Consider the following 22,739-nt stretch of genomic DNA (forward strand, 5'->3'; position numbering starts at 1 on the left):
GTACTGCCGGTTTTCTTCTTCGAGCCTCTGAGGCGTTTGCCGTCAATGGCGATATGTTTACCATCTAAGTCGCTAATGAGTTCTTTCCCATAAACTTGAAGACAAGCATAGAGAGACTGAGGCTCAATACGTTGGAGCACTCTTTCAAAGGTGTCTACGCTCGGACAACCATTCGGCAACTCAACCGGTGGGCGAAGAGATGCTCCTCGCTCTAAGCAAAGTTCATGCATGGACTCATAATCCTCGCCTCCACACAGATAACTCGCCAGTGCTATAACCAGAATATCGCTTAACTTATGCTTGCAACGACCCACTACACGTGGATCTTCCACCTTAGAAAAATAATCTTGTACATCCATAACCTCGAGCCGGGGGCGACAACCGCGGATGCAAGAAACTTAGAAAAATAGCCTTGTACATCCATAACCCGAAGATAGCTCTATTTTGATGCGGGTGCCCTATATCTCAGAGTGGAACGCTCATGAGCAATTTCGATTCCCTGAGAATGAATGATCTTGTTATATTTGCCACCGGTAAAGCTCAGGGCAGAAAGCCGAATGCATTTCCCGACTGTCTTTACCCGCTTAATACGAATACATTGGATAAACTGCTAATTGCTGCCCGACATGTACACCGAGTTCTCGCATCCCTTTCATCTGCCGATACGGCTGCTACAGTCGCACCCTCTTTGTCTATATCCCATCAACGCCATAGAAAATAAAGAGCATATATTCTACTTTGCGTAGGGGCGAAATACCTTTTCGGTAATCCTCGCAAGAGACCGGGCACCTACTGAGTTTGCTGTTAAACTCGGTGGGTGCCTTTGTTTTATCACCTCCCGAATCGGCCTTTTTCAGTCTGCGATTTATATATAAATCATTTACGATCTATATATTTATTGAAATCGTTTTATATATAAATCGAAAACGATCTGTATATACATTGAAAATGCTTTATATATAAATCGTTATGCGAACACATCAAAATCGAAAATCGACCTGTGAAAGTCCGTTTTCCGGTCTTTATTACTACGTTTCTCTTTCTTTTTTTGCTGCTTATTTAGAATCATTCCAAACTCCGCTTCGTTGTTGAAAACTTTTTTGGGTGCGTATTTTCCCGTGGCATGAATCTCTTTTCATCATACTCCGCATTCACGTTATGGAGCGTTTTTCGTTCTTATCCATCATACTTTTCAAGTATTCAGCCGATTGTCATGTATCACACCCTCAGAGCAATTCTCCGAAAAAGATGCCTCTCCGGTAAAAAATGACTAACTTGCCGCCCATTAGAACATAACAGGAAAAACTAACTTCAAAATCACAGTTACAATCCTATGGAATTACCTTTTTCAGAATCCTACCGCATTAAAATGGTAGAGCCTATCCGTAAGAGTACGCGTGAAGAGCGTGAACAATGGATCAAGGACGCTCATTACAATCTCTTCCTGCTCAAGAGCGACTATGTGTTTATCGATTTGCTTACCGACTCAGGTACAGGTGCTATGAGCGACCGCCAATGGTCTGCTATGATGCTCGGGGATGAGAGTTATGCCGGTGCACGTTCATACTATAATATGAAGAATGCCATTCACGACATTCTGGGCTTTAACTACTTTCTCCCCACGCACCAAGGTCGTGCTGCCGAAAATGTGCTTTTCTCCACCATCGTAAAAGAAGGTGATGTACTGCCCGGCAACTCTCACTTCGACACGACTAAAGGGCATATCGAATACCGTCGCGCTTTTGCCCCTGACTGCACCATCGACGAGGCTGCCGATACGCAGATCGAACTTCCCTTCAAGGGCAATATGGATCTGAACAAGTTAGAGAAAATACTGAAAGAGACTCCTAAGGAAAAGATCCCCTGCGTAGTGCTTACGATTACGAACAACACAGCCGGAGGACAGCCCGTTTCTATGAAGAATATCCGCGAAGTAAGCGAGCTGACGCACCGCTATGGTCTCCGTTTGCTGATCGACTCTGCACGCTTTGCTGAAAACGCCTACTTCATCAAGACTCGCGAAGCCGGTTATGAAAATAAGAGTATCAAGGAGATCGTGAAGGAAATCTACTCGTATGCCGATATGATGACCATGTCCAGCAAGAAAGACGCTATCGTGAATATGGGTGGTTTCGTGGCATTCAAGGATGAAGAGCTCTTCAAGCGTTGCCAGATGTTCTGTATCATGAACGAAGGCTTTATCACTTACGGTGGTATGAGCGGTCGTGATATGAATGCTCTGGCACAAGGTCTGGACGAAGGTACCGATTTCGATACGCTTGAGACCCGTATCAAACAGGTGGAATATCTGGGCAAAAAGTTGGATGAATATGGTATTCCCTATCAGCGTCCTGCCGGTGGCCATGCCATTTTCCTCGATGCTAAGAAGATCCTTACGAATGTGCCGAAAGAAGAGTTCATCGCTCAGACTCTGGGTATTGAGCTGTATCTGGAGGCCGGTATTCGTGGGGTTGAGATCGGTTCTATCCTTGCAGACCGTGATCCTGTGACAAAGGAGAACCGCTATCCGCGTCTCGAACTCCTGCGTCTGGCTATTCCGCGTCGTACCTACACGAACAACCACATGGACGTTATCGCTGCTGCGGTAAAGAATGTGTACGACCGTCGCGAGAGCATTACACGCGGCTATGTGATTACGTATGAAAATCCGATCATGCGTCACTTCACCGTTGAGCTGGAAAAAGCCAAGTAAGCGGTAAGGAACCTCCGCAAAAAAACTATAAAGAAAGTTGTTTCCACGTCGAAAGATCGGTGGAAGCAACTTTCTTTTTTGTGGATAAAAAAGAGAAGTAAACGCTTATGCTTTAGCTGATTGAAATGCAATCAATGGAAAATTAAATTGCCATTTTTGTAAAACTGCAAGCAAACAAGATGCCTTTTGTTTCTAAATCGCTCATGCAGCTATCGAGGAAAATAATTTTATTGACCTAAGAATCTGCATGTGTAACGGTAAAGTTATTCTGTTGGTATCCGAGAAACAATGCGCAACTATCTGTCGGAAAAACCACTACCTTTGTAACCATTCCTATTTAACTACGTAGTAATACAAGCAGCAAATCGCGTGTAATGGAAAAGATTATCCGTAGAGCTCTCATATCGGTCTATCATAAAGAAGGTTTGGCCGAAATATTGGCCGAATTGAACAGACAAGGAGTGGAGTTCGTATCCACAGGAGGCACTCATGAATTTATCACTTCACTCGGTTATCCGTGTCGGGCTGTAGATGACCTGACGCACTATCCTTCGATGCTTGGTGGACGGGTGAAGACATTGCATCCGATGATTTTTGGCAGTATTTTGGCACGTCGTGGTCATGAAACCGATGTGCGCGAAGTAGGAGAATACGGATTGTCCCTTATCGACCTGGTGATTGTGGATCTATATCCATTCGAGGCCACCGTGGCATCGGGAGCATCGGAAGCAGATATCATAGAGAAGATAGATATAGGCGGTATCTCTCTCATTCGAGGAGCAGCCAAGAACTTCGAAGATGTCGTTATCATCTCGTCACGGGCTCAGTATGGCGGATTTTACAGACTGCTGAAAGAACGGGGAGCCAAAACTACCATAGCCGAGCGCAGGCACTATGCCCGTGAGGCTTTTGCAGTGAGTTCGGCATACGACAGTGCTATCTTCCGTTACTTCGATGATGGAGAGCACACGGCTTTTCGTATGTCGGCAGATAGCCCGAAAGTGCTTCGCTATGGGGAGAATCCTCATCAGCGAGGATTCTTTTTCGGCAACTTCGACCTCTATTTCGATAAGCTCCAAGGGAAAGAAATCTCCTACAATAATTTGCAGGACATCGAAGCTGCGGTATCGCTTATCAGTGAGTTTTCCGCCCCCACCTTTGCAATCCTCAAGCATACGAATGCCTGCGGCATAGCTTCGCGCGGTACGCTGATCGAAGCATGGCAGGCTGCTCTGGCAGGTGACCCCGTATCGGCTTTTGGCGGCATACTGGTGACGAATACTCCTATTGATAAGGAAACGGCTCAAGAGATCGACAAGATTTTCTTCGAGGTGATCATTGCTCCCGATTATGACAATGCCGCCATGGAATATCTGACACGAAAGACGAACAGGATCATCCTCTTACAGAAAGAACCTGTACGTGAGCAGTGGCAGTTCCGTTCCATGTTTGGCGGTGTGCTCATGCAGCAGACGGATAGTGTGACAGCGAAGGCTACGGACTTTAAGCCTGTAACACCGGTGGTGCCTACGGCAGACGAAACGGACGACCTCATCTTTGCCAATAAGGTGGTAAAGCATAGCAAGAGCAATGCTATTACTTTGGTAAAGGATAGCCAACTTTGTGCCAGTGGAGTGGGGCAAACTTCCAGAGTCGATGCTCTACGACAGGCCATAGAGAAAGCGCGGAGCTTCGGCTTCGACCTGAATGGGGCTGTCATGGCCAGCGATGCTTTCTTCCCCTTTGCCGACTGTGTGGAGATAGCTGCCGAAGCAGGTATTCGCGCTATCATCCAGCCCGGAGGTTCCATCAAGGACAACCTGAGCATCGAAGAGGCTACCAAGAGGGGCATTGCCATGGTGATGACGGGAGTAAGACATTTCAAACATTAACAAAAACATAGAAAATAGGCCTGTAGCAAAAGAATGGTCGGATATAGCACTCCCGTACCGTCACCAGCACAGGAAATACTTTTCTACAGATACAGAACAAGATGGGATTATTTTCTTTTCGACAGGAATTGGCCATTGACTTAGGTACGGCTAATACGATAATAATCAAAGATGGTAAGGTCGTCTTGGATGAGCCTTCCGTGGTAGCATTCGATCGCCGCACAGATGAAGTGATAGCGGTAGGGACAGCTGCTCGTGAGATGTACGAGAAAGGACACCAGCATATCAGGACGGTACGCCCTTTGCGAGACGGTGTGATAGCCGACTTCAAAGCTGCCGAGCAGATGATAAGCGGTATGATCCGTATGATCGGTAAGAAGCATCGTTGGATCCATCCATCGCTCCGCATGGTGATCGGCATCCCTTCGGGCAGTACGGAAGTCGAGATGCGTGCCGTGCGCGACTCCAGCGAACATGCAGGTGGGCGTGACGTATATATGATATATGAACCTATGGCTGCTGCCGTTGGTATCGGTATCGATGTGCTGGCTCCGGAGGGGAATATGATCGTAGATATAGGTGGTGGTACCACAGAGATCGCCGTCATTTCACTCGGCGGTATCGTCATGGACCAGTCCATCCGTGTAGCCGGTGATGAACTGACCAATGATATTATGGACTATATGCGCCGCGAACACAATGTAAAGATCGGGGAGCGTACAGCCGAGCAGATCAAAATCAATGTAGGTGCTGCTTCGGAAGACTTGGCTTCACCGCCTGAGACCTACCTCGTCTGCGGTGCCGACCAGATGGATACCCTGCCGCGGAAGATACCCGTAAGTTATAAGGAGGTGGCACACTGTCTGGAGAAGTCCATCGTGAAGATCGAAGCTGCCATCCTCAAAGCATTGGAGGAAACTCCTCCCGAACTCTATGCCGACATCGTGAGGAACGGTGTATTCCTGACCGGTGGAGGAGCTATGCTGCGCGGCTTGGATAAGCGTCTGACCGATCGTTTCGGTATCACTTTCCAGGTAGCCGATGAACCTCTGTTGGCCGTAGCCAAGGGTACGGGGATTGCACTCAAATATGTGGACACATTCAATTTCCTGATCCGATAGAGATAATCCGAAAAACCTTCTTCCTGCATGCTCTAACATGCGTAAGCTCATTGAGTTTATAGTACGTCATCGGCATTGGCTACTGTTTCTTTTTCTGGAGACAGTAGCCTTTGTCGTACTCTTTAACGACAGCATCTACCATCGGGCACAAGGAATGGCGATAGCCAATGCCCTGACGGGGCGTATCAATAGCCTGACGGGCGAAGTGCGCAGTTATATGAATCTGCGCGAGAAAAACCGCATGCTTCTCGATGCCAATGCACGATTGGAGTTGGAGTATATTTCGCTCAAGAGAGCCGTTGATGCTGCGATAGCCGATTCTGCACACCCCCTGCTTTTTCGGCCGGATTCCCTCAATCCCCAACCGGTGGAGATGGACTACCTGAGAGCACAGGTGGTCAATGCCTCCTATAACAGGGTGGAGAATTTCATGACGATAGATAAGGGACGAGCCGATGGTGTACTGCCGGAGATGGGGGTCGTGTCAGCTACGGGGGTAGTCGGTGCCGTAACGGCTGCTTCAGACCATTATGCTATTGTGATCCCGATCATCAACCCGAAGTTCAAACTCAGTTGCCGACTCAAGGGAAGCGAATACGTAGGTTCCATTTTATGGGAGAAGCCCGGGAGCAATGTAGCCCAGCTGACTGATCTGCCCCGTCATGTGCAGCTAGCACAGGGCGATACGGTAGTAACGAGCGGGTATTCGTCCATCTTCCCTGCCAACCTGATGGTCGGGCGTGTAGGCAAGATAAAGGGCAAGGATACGCCTTTGGCCGAGAGGAACTCGTTCAGTGCCGTGCCGGTGATCCTGTCTGCCGACTTCGGCAGGCTGACGGATGTGTATGTGATCCTGAATAAGATCGACATAGAGAGACAGAAACTGGAGGAGGAAAACGACATACCCAAAACGGAGGCTTACTGATGATTCGTGAGATAAGGTTTTTCTCGGCAGCCGTGCTGCTCGTTCTGCTACAGGTATGGGTGTTCAACTACATATTTCTGTTCAAAGTAGCCACCCCTTTCGTCTATATATATGCTCTGATGCTGCTGCCGCTGAACATGTCGGTTTCCGCTCTTCTGTGGCGAGCATTCATAATAGGTATGCTCCTTGATATTCTTAGCGGAGTACCCGGGCTGCATGCCGCATCATTGACGGCTACGGCTTTCGCCCGCAACGGACTGGCACGTCCTTTCTTGGACAAGGATTCGGACTTGGGGTATCCACCGTCGGCACGGAATCTGAAAGTCGGTGTATATGTGTTCGTGCTGGAGCTTACCGTCATACATCATCTGCTCCTTTTCATTCTGGATTCGTGGAGCCTGCTGAGTGTGCCGTATATGCTGCTTCGTACAGGGGCAAGCATCCTGCTCACTTATTTGCTATTGCTTATTATGAATTCGCTTTTTGGCAAGAGACTCAAAATGCCAGAAAATGAGTAAACGGCGGAAAGATCCCAACGAAAAACATCGTTTCCTACTGGTGATAACCACGATCTGTGTGGTGTTCATTTATGCGATACGCCTGTTCTATCTGCAGATCCTGAGTCCGAACTATAAGGCTCGCGCGGATAGCAATGCTTTCTATCAGAAGCCTGTATATCCTTCGCGAGGGGTGATATACGACCGCAACGGAGAGCTGCTCGTGTATAACGAACCGGCCTACGACCTCGTAGCCGTGACGAAAGAGGTGGGCGAATTCGATACCCTTGCTCTGTGTCAGACCTTGAATGTGGAGCCGGAGTATGTGCACAAGCGTTTTCAGGACATAAGGGATCGTCGTATCAATCCCGGCTACTCGCCTTATGTGCCCCAACTCCTGCTGGCTCAACTGAACCCTCGCGAAGCAGGACGTTTTCAGGAGCAGTTGTTCAAATTCCCGGGCTTTTCCATTCGTCCCCGTGCCATCCGTCAATATAAGTATCATGGAGCCGCACATGTGCTGGGCTATCTATCCGAAGCGAACACGCGGGACTTGGAGCGCGACAGCTCGCTTATTGCCGGCGACTATGTGGGCAGAAGCGGTGTGGAGCGTCAGTACGAGAAAACGCTCCGAGGAGAAAAAGGGATAGAAGTCCTGCTTCGTGATGCTCGCGGTCGTATCAAAGGACACTATTCCGATGGCAAATACGATTCGCCGGCCATCCCCGGGCGCGATCTGACCCTCTCGATCGACAGCAAGCTACAGACGCTGGGCGAACAGCTGATGCAGGGGAAACGTGGGGCTATAGTGATGATCGAGCCGGAGACGGGGGAAGTACTCTGTCTCGTCTCTTCACCCTCTTACGACCCCTCGCTTCTTGCCGGTAAGGACAGGGGGAAAAATCATTTGGAGATGGAGCATGACCGGAACAAGCCCCTGTATGCCCGAGCCATTCAGGCCACCTATCCCCCGGGATCCACCTTCAAGCCGGCACAAGGGGCTATCTTCCTGCAGGAAGGGGTGATCAGGCCTACGGATGCCTTTAGCTGTTATCATGGCTTCCCTCCCTTGAACAACAGGCCGGCCTGTCATAGCCACGGCTCTCCACTCAGTCTGGTGCCGGCACTGGCTACCAGCTGCAATGCTTTCTTCTGCTGGGGGCTTCGTGCCATGCTGGACAGCAGGCGATTCTATCCTTCCGTTCAGGAGGCATTCGAGCATTGGAAGAACAGAATCGTCGGACTGGGGTTCGGCTACAGGCTTGGACTGGATCTGCCCGGGGAGAGGCGAGGCTATATCCCCAACAGCAAGGTGTACGACAAGGCTTATAGGGGGCGATGGAATTCCTCCACCATTATTTCCATCTCGATCGGTCAGGGTGAAATCTTGGCCACTCCGCTCCAAATAGCCAATCTGGGTGCCATCATTGCCAACAGAGGACGCTATCGCCGTCCGCATGTGGTGAAAGCCATTCAGGGGATCCCTCTCGATACGGCTTATACGAACTGGCAGAACAGCGGCATCAGTGCGGCGAATATGGAGTATATAGTAGAGGGAATGGCAAGAGCCGTAACGGGCGGAACCTGCCATGCGGCCAACTTCGCCCCAGGGGAAATAGAGGTATGCGGCAAGACGGGTACGGCCGAGAATCCTCATGGTAAAGACCATTCGGCTTTCCTTGGCTTTGCCCCTCGCAATAATCCGAAGGTGGTCGTATCCGTCTATGTAGAGAACGGCGGCTTCGGGGCCATGTACGGAGTTCCCATTGGACGGGTAATGATGGAGTATTATCTCCGCGAGGGCAATCTGTCTCCGGAGGGCGAAGCTGTAGCCACGAAGATGTCCAACACTGCAATTCACTACAGCAATGTCTTTTAAGAGAGACCGAGGCAATTATAAGGAACGGATCGATTGGTTTACCATCATTCTGTATCTGCTGCTCGTCGTGGCCGGTTGGTTTGCCGTCTGCGGAGCCAGCTACGACTTCGACATATCCCATCTTTTCGCCATGGGCGGTCGTCCGATGATGCAGCTCCTATGGATCGGTCTTGCGGTGGTCATAGGCTTTATGGTTCTGCTCATGGAGACGGATATTTTCGAGTCGCTGGCTCCCGTCTTCTATGCCGCTATGCTGGGGCTTTTAGCTCTGACCATACTGATAGCACCGGATATAAAAGGCTCGCATTCGTGGCTGGTGATAGGGCCGTTGCGACTCCAACCGGCCGAATTTGCCAAGGTGACCACAGCCCTCTTCCTGGCGTGGAAGCTGAATCAGAACGACTTCGTCCTGCGAGGGATGAAAGCCTATGCCTACACTTTTGCCATTATCCTCATCCCCGTACTGCTTATCCTGATGCAGAACGAAACGGGGTCTGCCCTCGTCTACATAGCTTTTTTCCTTGCCCTCTATCGTGAGGGAATGTCCGGCGTATTCATCGGTATTGCCTTCTGTGCCGTCCTCTTTTTCGTCACGGCTTTGAAGCTGCAGGGCGATGTGTGGTGGGGACATACGGATGCCGCCGAATGGTCTGTGGTCTCGATGGCTTTTGTGATAGGAGTCTTCCTCGTGCGGATCTATACCAAGGAGCGAGGACGCTTCTATGCCGTGGCGGCAGGGCTTACTGCTGCCACCTATGTCGTAGCCATAGTGCTGTCGTACTTCGTGTCGGTGGATTTTGTCCTCGTGGCATACGGCCTTTTGGCTGCATTGGTCGTATGGGCTTTGGCAATGGCCATCAAGCGGTATGTGCTGTCGTATGCGCTGATAGCCGTTTTCGCCCTGGGTTCGGTGGGCTACTTCTATTCGGTGGACTATGTGTTCAACAAAGTGATGCAGCCCCACCAGCAGATGCGTATCAGGGTTGCCTTGGGAATAGAGGACGATTTGCGGGGAGGAGGATACAATGTAGACCAGTCCAAGATCGCCATCGGCTCGGGCGGATTTATGGGCAAGGGGTTCCTGAAAGGGACGCAGACCAAACTGAAATATGTGCCCGAGCAGGATACCGACTTTATCTTTTGTACCGTGGGCGAGGAGCAGGGCTTCTTAGGATCCGTGTTGCTGCTGATCGGCTATGCCACGCTGATCATACGGATCGTTGTACTGGCGGAGCGTCAGACCAAAGTCTTCTCGCGAGTCTATGGCCATAGTGTGGCGGCCATATTGCTCTTCCACCTCTCTATCAATGTCGGGATGGTGATCGGCCTCGTGCCCGTTATCGGTATTCCCCTTCCCTTTTTCAGCTATGGGGGGTCTTCTCTTTGGGGCTTTACCCTGCTGATCTTCATCTTTCTCCGGCTCGATGCCGACCGGGACTGCCGGTAGGAGGAGCCTAACCTCTTCGGTCGCCGTCAGAGATGCAGGCGCAGCAGAATGACCGAGAGGTTGTGTAATGTCTGCACGGCCGCAAGCAGGAAGACCGCCATATCCATCGGGCGGCAGGCTTTCCGAGGGATCGACCGGTAAATCCATCCCAACAGCATAGGCCAGAGAAAGACCCAATGTCCTCCGAATATCACCGCTTCGTTCATCCCATATCCTCCGATCACATTGACCCCTACATCCACCGATAGATACAGGAGCAGCAGCCAAACGAGCTTTTCCCTCCGCTTCAGCAGGGGGGTGGCGACAACCGTCGTGAGGAAAAGCAGCGGCACGATATAGGACCAAGGCCGGCGATAGGGTGTAGGGCGCAGGGTGGTCTCTTCGTATCGGCGTGCCGGGGCCAGATCGCTGACCAGGAGCGGATGGCCGAAGTATTCGGCTACCGATTCATCGGCTCCCTGCCGAAAGTCGAACATGCGGATGGCCAGCGCGCGCGGATCGTTCTCGGGTTGTCCCTGTTGGGCCGCCCGATAGGTGAAGAGCAGGCCGACCAGCAGGACGCAGAGCGAGAATGCTCCTGCCAAGGCAGCTCCTTTCCTGATTCGCGAGCCTATCGTCCCTTTTTCCAAAAGGAAAGCCAAGGCCGGTTTGGCCACGTTGGTCAGGGTGATTCCTCCCAGTAGAAAGGCAAACCAACGAATGGTGCCTCCGCCGAAGCTCCCACGCATCTTGTACCGAACTGACAGTACGGTGATGGAAAGGGGAAGGAGGAAGAACGAGATCGGATAGCTCTCGATGGTGAATGGCAGGGTAAGGGCTGTGAAGCTACCGGCCAAGAGGAGGGTGACGAGCAGGCTCCTCGTTCGTCCCTGATCCGCCACACGGCGGAGATAGGCGTAGGTGGCCGTTACGCCTGCTGCCGTGCACAACGTCATCAAGGCCAGACAAATGCCGAGGGCGAAGCTCTCTCCTCCGATCGTGACGAATCCGAACCGATTGAGGGCATAGAAGAGGTTCAGGAAGGGATGGCTTACGTCGAAGACACCTCCTGCCGTTTCGAAGCGATAGTAGTTGTCATAGCCCAGATAGGCTCCGATGAGTCCGTCGTGCGGCGTCAGCAGTCCGGTAGATGCTATGTACGTTGTCAGTGCTCCGTAGAGCAGGCTGAGTATGCAGCATAGAATGGCTTCCTCTCGGTACCGACCGAACAATCTTCCGATAGCTCCCTTTCGTATCATTTCAGGCGTTTCAATACTTTGTGTTGCAAATGTAGATATTATATAATGATAAGAGGATACTATGGTCTCATACGAGAGAATACTATGGTCTCCTATGAGAGGATACTATGATCTCATATGAGAGGATACTATGGTCTCATACGAGAGGATACTATGGTCTCATATGAGAGGATACTATAGTCTCATGTGAGAGGATACTATGGTCTCCTATAAGAGGATACTATGGTCTCATATGAGGGGATACTATTCTTTTATGGAAGATCCTATTTATAATGCCTATATTTGGAGCCTGATGAGCCGGTCGGGAGGCTCTTAGGAAGTTTTCACGGAAGTAAGACAGAACAAATGATACAGTACACAGTGAAGGAACGCCGAATGAAAGTCGGCAAGCATGCAGGCAAAACGATGTATTATGCCGAAGCTCAGAAATCGAAGGTAATCGACTTTGAAGAGGTAATTCGGGACGTTGCCGAGATGAGTTCGCTCACGACCGGCGATGTGCGCAATGCCGTGGACCGACTGGCCTATTACCTCAGGCGCGAGTTGGCCGAAGGCAATACCGTCAGGCTCGGACAGATCGGGACGTTTCGGCTTTATGCCCCCGGGCGGTTTATGGAGCATCCCGAGGATGTCAATGCCACGACGATCAAGGGTGCGAAGATCCAGTTCATACAGAACAGGCATCTGCGCGAAGCTTCCTCTTCGATCAGGATAGCAGTGGACAATCCCTATCTGACCAAGAAGAAAGATCTCACCACCGGCGGTACGGAGTCCGCCGAGGGCGATGCTTCCGCAGGCTTGTAGTCCTTGGGGCCGATTCGGGTGCTATTTGGTGCTTTTTGTGTGCCCGATTATCTTTGCAAGCATAATGAAGAAGGAATTTATCAGTCGGACAGCCAAGTCGCTGAGTCTGGCTCTCGCCATTTTTTCGGGATGCATATTCGGTAGTGTGCTGCCTGCAAGGTCGCAGGAGATAGTGGCGAGCGAACTGGAGCGTTGCTTCTTGGCCATGCCCGAATCCGTCCTGCCGATCGTAACCATGGAGGAGCGGAACGATTTGTGCCGGAGGGCAGGCCATCTCACCGGCTTTACCCATACGGCATCTCTGGAGTCTTCTCTGGGAGGTACCGTTACGTTCTTCCTCAATCGGAACTTTATCAGGATTCAGACCAGTACCGTCGGAGAAGTATTTATGCGCGTCCTACCCTTTTCGGACAGCAGCTCCGTCATCTGCGTGGTCACCACGGTCTCGCGTCCCGTGGCGGATAGCCGGATCGATTTCTACACCACCGAATGGAAGCCGCTCGAGGCCGACCGCTTCTGGCAGCAACCTCGGATAGACGACTTTTTCCTCCCCGATACGGACAGGCAGTCGTATGCCTATCAGGCCATACATGCAAGTCTCAGTCCGTCCTACATGCAGGTGTCGCTCTCGGAAGAGTCGGACACCCTGTCGGTCCGTCAGACCGTGACAGAGACCTTGGCAGAGGAGGAGAAACCGCTTGCGGCAATTTTTCTTTCACCCGAACCGTTAGTCTACCATTGGCAGTCCGGACGATTCGTTCGGCAGGTTCGATAAAGCAATACATATTATTAAGGTAATAGCAAGGAAACGATGGAAGTATCGAAGAAGAGGCTCGTCCTGATGGGGGCTGCCGTACTCGTTCTTATTGTATCCATGGGGTTTTTCTTCAACTGGCGTGTGGCTCGCGAACGTGCTGCCCTGGAACAGGATCGTGAGAACTTTGCCAAGCTCGAAAAGGAGGCCATGCAGGACGAACTGGATCGTATATCCGAGGACTATACGCAGCAGTACAATAAGCTCTCCGGCTCTGCGGGAGAAATGAATATCCAATTGGCCAACGATTCCCTTCTGGCGCAGCTCTCCGCCGAGCGTGCCCGCGTCAATCGTTTGCAGGACGAATTGAAAACCGTCAAGACGACCAATGCACGCCGCATAAACGAGCTGAGAGGAGAGGTCAAGACCCTTCGTGCCATACTGAAGTCGTATGTCGTGCAGATCGACTCCCTCAATGCAGCCAATGCCCGCCTCCGAACGGAGAATCAGGAGGTGAAGCGCAACCTCTCCGAGGCCGTGGGCGAGGCCAGTCGTCTGAAAGTGGAGAAAGCCGAGCTGACCGGGAAGGTGGAGCTGGCATCGAAACTGGAGGCTACCGGCATATCGGTGGCTCTGCTCGACAAGAAAGGCCGTTCGACCAAGAAGGTGACGAAGATCAAGAACATTCAGATGAGCTTCATCATTCCCAAGAACATTACGGCTCCCGTCGGAGAGAAAGCCATCTACGCCCGTATCCTCACACCCAGTGACGACGTGCTCCAAAAATCCTCTGCCGACGTTTTCGCCTTCGAGGGCAAGCAGATCAGCTACTCCTGTCGCAAACAAATAGAATACACCGGAGAGCAGACCGATGTGATCCTCTACTGGAATGTGGGAGAAACCCTGATGCCCGGAGCTTATCGGGTCGATTTCTTTGCCGATGGGCATCTGATCGGACGCAAAGGCTTCAGCTTGGGCGAGTAAGTTTTTTGATTGCGAACGTATTCCCTTTGCCCGAAAATAGTAATTTAGTGCCTTGTTTGGACGGGACTTGTATCCCATTTGCCAACGGGAAACAATTAGGAAACAGGAATAATATAATGGTGGAAATATCCGCCTTCGGTTAATTGACCGGCCCGGCACTTTCACCATAGCATAATATAAGAAAATGACTGATCGAGAAGACAGAATTATTAACATCAGCATCGAGGAGGAAATGAAGACCGCCTACATCGACTATTCGATGTCGGTGATCGTCTCCAGAGCTTTGCCTGATGTCCGCGACGGATTCAAGCCCGTTCATCGCCGTGTGCTATATGCCATGAACGAGACGGGCAATGTGTACACCAATCCCACTCGCAAATGCGCCAATGCCGTCGGCGAAGTGCTGGGACACTATCACCCGCATGGCGACTCTTCCGTTTATATGGCCTTGGTGCGTATGGCACAGCCGTGGAGCCTGCGCTATCCGTTGGTGGACGGTCAGGGCAACTTCGGTTCGGTGGATGGCGATTCGCCTGCTGCCATGCGTTATACCGAGTCGCGCCTCAGCCGGATTGCCGGTGAGATGCTTCAGGACATAGATAAGGAAACGGTAGACTTCCAGAACAATTTCGATGATACACGTCAGGAGCCTACGGTTTTGCCCACACGCATCCCCAATCTCCTCATCAACGGGGCTTCCGGTATTGCTGTCGGTATGGCTACCAACATGCCTCCCCACAATTTGTCCGAAGCCATTGACGGATGTGTGGCGTATATAGAAGCGGATGGCGACATAGACGTGGAGGGCTTGATGCAGTATGTCAAGGCTCCGGATTTCCCCACAGGAGGGTTCATATACGGTTATTCCGGAGTGAAGGAAGCCTTCGAGACGGGACGAGGCCGAGTCGTTATCAGAAGTCGTGCCGAGATCGAGCAGCACAATAACCATGAGCGGATCATCATCACGGAGATTCCCTATCTGGTCAATAAGGCCGAGCTTGTCTCCAACATTGCACAGCTGATCAACGAGAAGCGTCTGGATGGTATTTCCAATATATCGGACGAGTCGAACCGTAAGGGAATGCGGATCGTCGTAGAGATCAAGCGCGATGCCAATGCTTCGGTCGTGCTCAACAAACTCTACAAGATGACGGCCTTGCAAAGCTCTTTCAGCGTAAACAATATCGCATTGGTCAAGGGACGTCCCCGCCTCCTCAATCTGAAAGATCTCATTGGAGAGTTCGTGGATCATCGTCAGGAGGTAGTGACGCGCCGTTGTCGTTTCGAATTGCGTAAGGCACGGGAGCGTGCTCATATCCTCGAAGGCTTGCTTATAGCCGTAGACAATATCGACGAAGTTATCTCTATCATCCGCTCCTCCAAAGATGCTGCAGAGGCAATGAGCCGTTTGATAGAGCGTTTCAACTTGTCGGATATTCAGGCACGTTCCATCGTCGATATGCGCCTGCGTGCCCTGACAGGACTGGAGCGCGACAAGCTGCGTGCAGAGTTCGAAGAGATCATGGCCTCCATCAATCATTTGGAGGCTCTTTTGGCTGATAGAGCATTGCTGATGGAGCTGGTCAAAAGCGAACTGTTGGAGATAAAAGAGAAATATGGTGATACTCGCAAGAGCGAGATCATATATGCTTCGGAAGAATTCAACCCCGAAGATTTCTATGCCGACGATGATATGATCATCACCCTTTCGCACATGGGCTACATCAAGCGTACCCCTCTGAGCGAATTCAGAACGCAAGCTCGTGGCGGAGTCGGAGCCAAGGGATCGGATACTCGCGAAGAGGATTTCGTGGAGTATATCTACTCGGCCTCCATGCACGCCACCATTATGCTGTTCACGGCCAAAGGGCGCTGCTATTGGCTGAAGGTGTATGAGATCCCCGAGGGTGCCAAGAATGCCAAAGGACGAGCTATTCAGAATCTCCTTAATATCGATCCCGACGATAAGGTCAATGCCTTTATCCGTATCAAGAACCTGACGACGGACAAGGAGTTTGTCAATAGTCACTATCTCCTCTTCTGTACCAAGAAAGGAATCATCAAAAAGACATTGCTCGAAGCCTTCTCCCGTCCACGTGCCAATGGCGTGATCGCTATCGACCTGCGAGACAACGACGGCTTGGTAAGTGTCCGATTGACCAATGGTAAATGCGATATGGTTATTGCCAATCGCGGTGGACGTGCCATTCGTTTCCATGAATCCGTGGTTCGTCCCTCGGGTCGTACAGCCATGGGAGTGAAGGGAATGACGCTCGACGATGACGGTCAGGACGAAGTGGTAGGAATGATCTCTATCAAGCATCCGGAAGAAGAAACCATCTTGGTAGTAAGCGAGAAGGGATACGGCAAGCGTTCGAATATAGACGACTACCGTATTACCAATCGCGGTGGTAAAGGGGTGAAGACACTGAATATCACCGAAAAGACCGGAAAGTTGGTCGATATTCGTGCCGTTACCGATGCCAACGATCTTATGATCATCAATAAGAGCGGTGTCGCCATTCGGGTAAAAGTGGCCGATCTGAGTATTATCGGCCGAGCTACACAAGGTGTCAAGCTCATCGATCTGTCCAAGCGTGGAGACGAGATCGCTTCCGTTTGCAGTGTAGTCTCCGAGGAAGAAGAGAACAAGGCGGAAGAGCATGCCGACCATACTCACGAAGTTTTGCCGCAAGACGACTCTTCCGCATCTGTAGAAAATGGTGATGTCAGTGATATGACTGATACTAACGAACCAGAATAATTTTAGACGTTTAACTATTAACGCACAATCAGTATGAACAAGAAAAGTTTATTGGCAGCTGTCCTGTTTGCAGCAGTTATGCCGGTTTCCTTTGCCCAGAAAGCCAATGTGAAAGGAGCAGAAAGCCTTTCCGGTGGTTCCAAACCGAACTTTGCCGAAGCTCGTACGCTGATCGGTGAAGCTATGAAGAACCCCGAAACGATGAACGATGCCAAGACTTGGTTTGTGGCCGGTCAGGTGGAAGAGAGACTCTTTACATCAGAGAATCTCAAGCAAACTGTGAATCAGGAGCCGGATCGTGCTGCAATGAACGATGCTTTGCTGCGCGTTTTGCCGTTTTACTTGAAAGCCGATCAGCTGGACAATACACCGGACGAAAAAGGTAAGGTAAAGCCCAAGTTCACCAAGAAGATCATGGAATCTCTCAAAGGGAATCATCTCTACTATATCAATGCCGGTGGTTATTACATGGAGAAGAAAGACTTTAAGAAAGCTCTTGAAGCTTTCGATCAGTTCATGCAAATCAAGGAACTGCCCATGTTTGCCGCTGTTCCTGAAATCTCTGCACAGGATTCCAACTCTATGATGGTAGGATTCTTTTCGGCTATCTGTGCCTATCAGGCCAACGACTTGGACAAAACGCTCGAAATCTGCAATAAGATCAAGGATGTTCCCTATCGTCAGAATGATGTATACCAGCTGATCGCCACAGTATATCAGGACAAAAAAGATACAGAGGGTTATATCCGCATGCTCGAAGAAGGTGTACAGAAGTTCCCGAAGGAAGCGTATTATCTGCTTAACCTCATCAACAAATACATCGAAACGGGTCGTACGGCAGAGGCTATTTCTTCATTGGAAAGAGCTATCGCAGATGATCCTCAGAACGTACAGCTTTATGACGTGATGGCCAAGTTGTATGAGAATACGCAAGACTATGACAAAGCCGAGGAGTGGCTGAAGAAAGGTTTGGCTCTCGATCCGAACAATGCTTCCGTATGCTACGATTTGGGTCGCGTGTATTACAATCGAGCTGCCGATTTGAAGGGTGCCGATCAGGTAAATGCCGAGACAGAAGCCAAGGCCAAGGAATATCTACAGAAGGCCTTACCTCTACTGGAAAAGGCTTATTCGATCAATCCGGACGAATCATGGTATGTACTGCGTAATGTGTACTACAACTTGAAGATGAACGATAAGTACAAAGAGCTGACAGAGCGTCACGAAGGAAAATAATTCTCCTTTCAAACTTCAAACTCATAAAAAAGCCGTGTCACACCTGAGGACACGGCTTTTTTATATCCTTTCAGAGGAAGAAGGGGGAAGTTACTTGCTTCCGTTAGCAGCAATGGCCGTATTGAGAGCGGAGCAAAAAGCATCAGCCTCTTGGAATGCAATGAATGAAACCCCTGTATTAGTCTTGAGCTCTACATTGTACTTACTGTTTCGGCCGAGTTCGGCACTCAAGTAATCCGATAGAGGACGCCCTTTTGTCGTGTAGAATCCGTATGCAATCACCTTGCGCAGGGTTTTCGTCTCTTCATCGATAAGGTAGGCTTCCGGCTGCAACCCCATAAAGATCGAGTATAATAAGAAGTATGTACCTAAGTAATAAATAGACAAGTTGGCAAGAGAGAAAATCCACAGGATAAGTGTAATGACCGTTACAACGATGTAAAATATCGAGATCCAAAATCTGGCTCCTCGCTTTTCAGAGAACCCTCGCACGTAGAATTTTTTCCGGTTTGTCATTTTTCAGTCTTGTCTATTGTTTTCGATGGCCTTGTTCATTTCCTCACAGAAAGCCTCCGGCTGGTAAAGCTCGACAAAAGTATGGGTTTTCTTGGAGAGTAGTTTTACTTTTCGTGTGTGGGTGTCATCGCATTCGGCTCGGACATACTCCGTGAGGGGTTTTCCTCCGGTGAGTATTCGTCCAAAGCCGACTATCCAACGCAGTCGCCCGTTTTCTTCATCAATGACTACTGCCACCGGCATACAAGCCCACAGGAGGAATGCAGGAATGTAAAAAGCAAATGCAGGTATCACGGGTTCTTCGTTGCGGATATAGGACGCTATGAGTGAAGCCACAAATAGCAAACCATAGAACAGGAGCACCCAATATGCCCATCCTTTGCGCCCTGCTATGCCATAGAGCGGAAATCTTTTCATATTCATCAGGGAAGAATATCAATCAGTTTATGAATACTTGCTGTGTCGAGTGCTGCCGTCAGTGAGAAGCGCAGGCGAGCCGTATGGAGCGGTACGGTCGGATGTCGTATCGGGAGAACGAAGAAACCATTGTCCTGAAGATGTTTGGCTAATGCAATGCAAGGAGTATTTTCGCCTACCATATAGGGAATGATATGGCTCGATGATGGCATTTCTATGCCTTTTGCCTTGATAGCATTACGCAAAAGCGTGGCAGATTCCTCCAGCCGCTTTCTCTCCATCACAAACTCAGGTAGCCGACGGAATACCAGTTCAGTCCATGCTATCGTAGCAGGTGGTAAAGCTGTGGAGAATATAAGCGAACGACTTCGATTGATCAGGTATTCTCGTACGGTATGGTCACACACTATATAGGCACCCATCGAAGCTAAAGCTTTTCCGAAAGTACCCACCAGATAGTCTATTTTCTCGATGGTAGCAGTCTCTTCTGCCAGGCCTAAACCGGTCTTTCCCCTTACTCCTATAGCATGAGCTTCGTCCACGTATAATTCGACAGTCGGGTACAGCTCTTTGAGACGAACCAAGGAAGGAAGATTGGCCAAATCACCGTCCATGCTGTAAATGCTTTCCACTGCTACGATGATCCGGCTATATAGATCCTTGTTCTTGTGGAGGATCCGCTCCAAATGCTCCAAATCATTGTGCCGAAATCGCTCGAAAGGAGTTCCACAGAGTCGGATGCCGTCTATGATACTGGCATGAACCAATCTGTCTGCTACGATCAAGGTGCGTCCGTCCACAATGGCGGGTAGAACACCTGTGTTAAGGTGGTAGCCACTGTTGAATATCAGAGAAGACTCGCGTCCGAATCGTTGTGCTATCTGAAGCTCCAATCTGTCATATACCGCACTATTGCCCGTAAGCAAACGGGAAGAACAGCTACCCGGCAGGCGATCCTCTCCGGAGATAGATGTGTAAAATTCATCTATGAGATCTTTCCGGGCTGTCAGCCCAAGATAATTGTTCGAGGAGAGGTTGAGCATTCGTCTTTCCCCCTCGATGATGTAACTGCCATCGTGTGTCAGATTCCGAACCTGCCTGAGATTCCCGCTTTTTTCCAGCTCTCGCAGTTCTGCCTTATATCTTTCGTTCATTCAGGTTTTTTGATTGTCTGTTCCGAGTTCTGTGTTCTCATTTTGATGTTTGATGATTGTGCCGGAACGATTATCAGGTAGGATACTAATAAGGTGCAAATATAAACAAACGAAGATGTGGCGGCCTATGTGCGATTGGGAGATTTGTCAGGTATAAATCCTCCTAATGCAAATCCCTTAAAGGCTTTCGGAGCGAGAAGAATCACTTTGATGGATTGCGTTCTCAAACGACATTGACAGGCTGACCCGAAATGAAAGCTTGAAGATTGTCCTTGATCGTTTTTGAAAGGCGCAGGCGAGCTGCATCCGTATTCCAACCCATATGTGGCGTGATGTGACAATTACGTGCCTTGAGCAAAGGATGATCCATGCGCGGAGGTTCTTCCGCAAGGACATCCAATCCTGCAGCATAGAGCCGTCCTTCATTTAGGGCAGAGGCTAATGCTTCTTCATCGATCAGACCTCCTCGGGACATATTCAGCAGGATAGCTGTCGGCTTCATCAGTGCGAGCCGATCAGCCGACACTATCTTATGGGTTTGCTGTGTCAGGGGGCAGTGCAAACTCAGCACATCAGCCCGCGAGAAAAGCTCCTCCATACTATCGGCCTTTTCTATATAAGAAGGCAACTCCATTGGGGATTTGGATGTATGTGCCAATATCTTCATGCCGAATCCACGTGCCATTTCCGCTACACGCGTACCTATTGCCCCAAGTCCCACGATAGCCATCGTCAGCCCGTTCAGTTCTATCTGATAAGTATCGCGAGCGATTTGTTCGTAATCGTTCTGCCAGCGACCATCTTTCACCTGTCGGGATAGTCCTCCGATCGGCATGGCTATGTGCAGCAGATGCGAGATCGCCATCTGGGCTACTGATTCTGTGCTATAGCGGGGGATGTTCGTTATGGTGATACCACGCCGGCGAGCAGCATCCATATCTATAAGATTAAGGCCTGTAATCATCAGTCCGATGCAACGTAGGTGGGGCATCCTTTCCATGTCGGCCGCAGTTACAGGTGTCTTGTTGGTCAGCAGTATTTCAGCATCGGCAGCACGCAGAGCCAAATCCTCCGGACGGGTGTATTCGTAAAACACGCATTCGCCCATTTCTTCGATACCGCTCCAATCCAAATCTCCGGGTAGGGCTGCATAGCTGTCTGCTATCACTATCTTCATCGGTATATCCTTTTAAGAATGAAACAGCATAGTGCTTTCGGTTGTTTGTGCTATCTAATATATAATGCCCGGTGTGTAGTAGAGTAAGTCTTATTCCAAAAGAGAAAATTTGTCGCCCATTACAAAACTGAATATTAGATTGCACATTTTGCACATTCCTGTGTCAAGTGCTTACGGGGGAGGCAATATTCATCGTTATCTCAATGTCAAATTCACGCTGAAATACCTTATAGAGGACTTTTCCAACCTTATTATTGTCGGCATTTTTCATGACGATCGCGTATCTCCAGTCTTGTATTCACAAGTGACTGAAAAAATTCACATTAAGCATTTTCACGCGCTTTTCATACAAATTTCTATTTCCTCGCTCTGAAAAACGTGGCGCGTAAACTTTTTCACTACGGCGCGGGAAGTAAAAATTTTACGCGCCGGAACGAAAAAAATCTCGCGCCACTATTGCAGGAAACACAGACCGGAATTGGAGCATTTTCGGTTCGTATTGCCATGAGCGCATAATGTAGAGATTGATTTTTGAGATTAGGAAAAGGCTAACCAAGAACATTCAACGACAAGAAAACCCCAAAACGCCCCCACTTTTACTCCGTCCAAATCAAAACACAAGCAGCAGCATACAAGGAAAGAAAGCAAACATACTCGTAGTTCACAGTGAAGGTCAAGCTCTAAGCATTACCCCCTTCTTTCCGAACAGGTTCCATTCCACAAATAATCTCTTCCCAACCTGTAACTTGGCCTAAAACAGGAAGAAAAACAGACCCTTACGGTGTGCATGAAAGAGACCCTCCATGAAATCCATATTTTTTTCTTCAATTTTCCGCACAAGTATAGATATAATGAATATCTTTGCCGTGTCAATGGTTTTCTAGGCCGGTCTTTCTGGTCTAGGATGAAAAGGGAATCCAGTGAAAATCTGGAGCTGTGCCCTCAGCTGTAAGTTCAGATATAAGGGTTTTGCGATGGGAAAGCCACTATACAAGATCGTATGGGAAGGCAGCAAAACCTTGAATAAGTCAGAAGACCTGCCATTGCAAGCGTTCTCTTTGGATCTCAGGGATTAGAGATAAAGAAGGGTCTGTGTTACATTTGATTGTTGTATTCACGTGAATTGTCGAAGGATATTGATTCTTTTCGACTTTTTTCGTGTTTTTTCGGCATATCAAAGTCTATTCAAGCACCGGACGTATCCTCTTTTAACCGCTCTAT

Annotated in this window: 19 protein-coding genes, 1 pseudogene and 1 riboswitch; of the genes and pseudogenes, 13 read left to right on the forward strand and 7 right to left on the reverse strand. The window is 49.6% G+C overall.

What is annotated here, in order from left to right; all coding sequences use genetic code 11:
- Positions 1-359, reverse strand: a 359-nt coding sequence (locus F452_RS11580) for an ISAs1 family transposase (protein WP_018965531.1), incomplete at its 3' end; no start/stop codon positions are given.
- 974 nt (positions 360-1,333) lie between these two features.
- Here F452_RS11580 and F452_RS0107140 point away from each other — a divergent pair.
- The 7 genes from F452_RS0107140 to rodA all read left to right on the forward strand — a co-directional run bounded on the left by F452_RS0107140 (position 1,334) and on the right by rodA (position 10,474).
- A complete protein-coding gene (locus tag F452_RS0107140; protein ID WP_026292286.1) occupies positions 1,334-2,713 on the forward strand; it encodes a tryptophanase in 1,380 nt (459 codons plus the stop codon).
- Between the two features lie 374 nt (positions 2,714-3,087).
- On the forward strand, positions 3,088-4,605 hold the full coding sequence (gene purH, locus F452_RS0107145; protein ID WP_018965534.1) for a bifunctional phosphoribosylaminoimidazolecarboxamide formyltransferase/IMP cyclohydrolase: 1,518 nt from the start codon (positions 3,088-3,090) through the stop codon (positions 4,603-4,605).
- Between the two features lie 101 nt (positions 4,606-4,706).
- Complete coding sequence (locus F452_RS0107150; protein ID WP_018965535.1) at positions 4,707-5,726, forward strand: rod shape-determining protein; 1,020 nt, start codon at positions 4,707-4,709, stop codon at positions 5,724-5,726.
- Between the two features lie 37 nt (positions 5,727-5,763).
- Positions 5,764-6,651, forward strand: a complete 888-nt coding sequence (gene mreC, locus F452_RS0107155) for a rod shape-determining protein MreC (RefSeq protein ID WP_018965536.1) — start codon at positions 5,764-5,766, stop codon at positions 6,649-6,651.
- Complete coding sequence (gene mreD / locus F452_RS0107160) at positions 6,651-7,169, forward strand: rod shape-determining protein MreD (RefSeq protein WP_018965537.1); 519 nt, start codon at positions 6,651-6,653, stop codon at positions 7,167-7,169. The genes mreC and mreD overlap by 1 nt, the downstream gene beginning before the upstream one ends.
- Positions 7,162-9,027: a penicillin-binding protein 2 gene (gene mrdA, locus F452_RS0107165; protein WP_018965538.1), complete on the forward strand. Its 1,866-nt coding sequence runs from the start codon at positions 7,162-7,164 to the stop codon at positions 9,025-9,027. The genes mreD and mrdA overlap by 8 nt, the downstream gene beginning before the upstream one ends.
- On the forward strand, positions 9,017-10,474 hold the full coding sequence (gene rodA / locus F452_RS0107170; protein WP_018965539.1) for a rod shape-determining protein RodA: 1,458 nt from the start codon (positions 9,017-9,019) through the stop codon (positions 10,472-10,474). Before mrdA ends, rodA begins: the two co-directional genes overlap by 11 nt.
- Before the next feature lie 26 nt (positions 10,475-10,500).
- Here rodA and F452_RS0107175 read toward each other — a convergent pair whose 3' ends face one another.
- Entirely contained in the window at positions 10,501-11,712 is a 1,212-nt protein-coding gene (locus F452_RS0107175) for a DUF6080 domain-containing protein (RefSeq protein ID WP_018965540.1), read from the reverse strand.
- A 345-nt stretch (positions 11,713-12,057) separates the two neighbouring features.
- Here F452_RS0107175 and F452_RS0107180 point away from each other — a divergent pair, with 345 nt between their 5' ends.
- The 5 genes from F452_RS0107180 (at position 12,058) to F452_RS0107200 (ending at position 18,254) form a co-directional block, all read left to right on the forward strand.
- Positions 12,058-12,516, forward strand: coding sequence for an HU family DNA-binding protein (locus F452_RS0107180; protein WP_018965541.1), 459 nt, complete (start codon positions 12,058-12,060; stop codon positions 12,514-12,516).
- Positions 12,517-12,580: 64 nt separating this feature from the next.
- Positions 12,581-13,291 carry a DUF3256 family protein gene (locus F452_RS0107185; protein ID WP_018965542.1) on the forward strand — a complete coding sequence of 237 codons (711 nt, stop codon included), beginning with the start codon at positions 12,581-12,583 and terminating at the stop codon, positions 13,289-13,291.
- 36 nt (positions 13,292-13,327) lie between these two features.
- On the forward strand, positions 13,328-14,254 hold the full coding sequence (locus F452_RS0107190; RefSeq protein WP_018965543.1) for a hypothetical protein: 927 nt from the start codon (positions 13,328-13,330) through the stop codon (positions 14,252-14,254).
- A gap of 184 nt (positions 14,255-14,438) precedes the next feature.
- A complete protein-coding gene (gyrA, locus tag F452_RS0107195) occupies positions 14,439-17,018 on the forward strand; it encodes a DNA gyrase subunit A (protein WP_018965544.1) in 2,580 nt (859 codons plus the stop codon).
- Positions 17,019-17,051: 33 nt separating this feature from the next.
- Entirely contained in the window at positions 17,052-18,254 is a 1,203-nt protein-coding gene (locus F452_RS0107200; RefSeq protein WP_018965545.1) for a tetratricopeptide repeat protein, read from the forward strand.
- A 90-nt stretch (positions 18,255-18,344) separates the two neighbouring features.
- Here F452_RS0107200 and F452_RS0107205 read toward each other — a convergent pair whose 3' ends face one another.
- From F452_RS0107205 to F452_RS13375, 5 genes are all read right to left on the reverse strand, one after another.
- Positions 18,345-18,770, reverse strand: a complete 426-nt coding sequence (locus tag F452_RS0107205; RefSeq protein ID WP_018965546.1) for a hypothetical protein — start codon at positions 18,768-18,770, stop codon at positions 18,345-18,347.
- Between the two features lie 3 nt (positions 18,771-18,773).
- On the reverse strand, positions 18,774-19,187 hold the full coding sequence (locus tag F452_RS0107210) for a hypothetical protein (protein WP_235317553.1): 414 nt from the start codon (positions 19,185-19,187) through the stop codon (positions 18,774-18,776).
- A 5-nt stretch (positions 19,188-19,192) separates the two neighbouring features.
- Positions 19,193-20,341, reverse strand: coding sequence for an 8-amino-7-oxononanoate synthase (locus tag F452_RS0107215; RefSeq protein ID WP_018965548.1), 1,149 nt, complete (start codon positions 20,339-20,341; stop codon positions 19,193-19,195).
- Positions 20,342-20,564: 223 nt separating this feature from the next.
- Positions 20,565-21,518, reverse strand: coding sequence for a D-2-hydroxyacid dehydrogenase (locus F452_RS0107220; protein ID WP_018965549.1), 954 nt, complete (start codon positions 21,516-21,518; stop codon positions 20,565-20,567).
- Between the two features lie 333 nt (positions 21,519-21,851).
- Positions 21,852-21,917 carry a hypothetical protein gene (locus tag F452_RS13375; RefSeq protein ID WP_394331897.1) on the reverse strand — a complete coding sequence of 22 codons (66 nt, stop codon included), beginning with the start codon at positions 21,915-21,917 and terminating at the stop codon, positions 21,852-21,854.
- 16 nt (positions 21,918-21,933) lie between these two features.
- Here F452_RS13375 and F452_RS12830 point away from each other — a divergent pair.
- A pseudogene (locus tag F452_RS12830) lies at positions 21,934-22,026 on the forward strand (DUF1661 domain-containing protein); the annotation flags it as partial.
- A gap of 348 nt (positions 22,027-22,374) precedes the next feature.
- A riboswitch (cobalamin riboswitch) is annotated at positions 22,375-22,577 on the forward strand.
- Positions 22,578-22,739: the final 162 nt, after the last annotated feature.

Source organism: Porphyromonas gulae DSM 15663 (assembly GCF_000378065.1).
Taxonomy (GTDB): Bacteria; Bacteroidota; Bacteroidia; order Bacteroidales; family Porphyromonadaceae; genus Porphyromonas; species Porphyromonas gulae.

Coding starts and splice junctions, on each gene's coding strand:
- F452_RS0107140 (WP_026292286.1), top strand. CDS start 1,334: ATGGAATTACCTTTTTCAGAATCCTACCGCATTAAAATGGTAGAGCCT.
- purH (WP_018965534.1), top strand. CDS start 3,088: ATGGAAAAGATTATCCGTAGAGCTCTCATATCGGTCTATCATAAAGAA.
- F452_RS0107150 (WP_018965535.1), top strand. CDS start 4,707: ATGGGATTATTTTCTTTTCGACAGGAATTGGCCATTGACTTAGGTACG.
- mreC (WP_018965536.1), top strand. CDS start 5,764: ATGCGTAAGCTCATTGAGTTTATAGTACGTCATCGGCATTGGCTACTG.
- mreD (WP_018965537.1), top strand. CDS start 6,651: ATGATTCGTGAGATAAGGTTTTTCTCGGCAGCCGTGCTGCTCGTTCTG.
- mrdA (WP_018965538.1), top strand. CDS start 7,162: ATGAGTAAACGGCGGAAAGATCCCAACGAAAAACATCGTTTCCTACTG.
- rodA (WP_018965539.1), top strand. CDS start 9,017: ATGTCTTTTAAGAGAGACCGAGGCAATTATAAGGAACGGATCGATTGG.
- F452_RS0107175 (WP_018965540.1), bottom strand. CDS start 11,712: ATGATACGAAAGGGAGCTATCGGAAGATTGTTCGGTCGGTACCGAGAG.
- F452_RS0107180 (WP_018965541.1), top strand. CDS start 12,058: ATGATACAGTACACAGTGAAGGAACGCCGAATGAAAGTCGGCAAGCAT.
- F452_RS0107185 (WP_018965542.1), top strand. CDS start 12,581: ATGAAGAAGGAATTTATCAGTCGGACAGCCAAGTCGCTGAGTCTGGCT.
- F452_RS0107190 (WP_018965543.1), top strand. CDS start 13,328: ATGGAAGTATCGAAGAAGAGGCTCGTCCTGATGGGGGCTGCCGTACTC.
- gyrA (WP_018965544.1), top strand. CDS start 14,439: ATGACTGATCGAGAAGACAGAATTATTAACATCAGCATCGAGGAGGAA.
- F452_RS0107200 (WP_018965545.1), top strand. CDS start 17,052: ATGAACAAGAAAAGTTTATTGGCAGCTGTCCTGTTTGCAGCAGTTATG.
- F452_RS0107205 (WP_018965546.1), bottom strand. CDS start 18,770: ATGACAAACCGGAAAAAATTCTACGTGCGAGGGTTCTCTGAAAAGCGA.
- F452_RS0107210 (WP_235317553.1), bottom strand. CDS start 19,187: ATGAAAAGATTTCCGCTCTATGGCATAGCAGGGCGCAAAGGATGGGCA.
- F452_RS0107215 (WP_018965548.1), bottom strand. CDS start 20,341: ATGAACGAAAGATATAAGGCAGAACTGCGAGAGCTGGAAAAAAGCGGG.
- F452_RS0107220 (WP_018965549.1), bottom strand. CDS start 21,518: ATGAAGATAGTGATAGCAGACAGCTATGCAGCCCTACCCGGAGATTTG.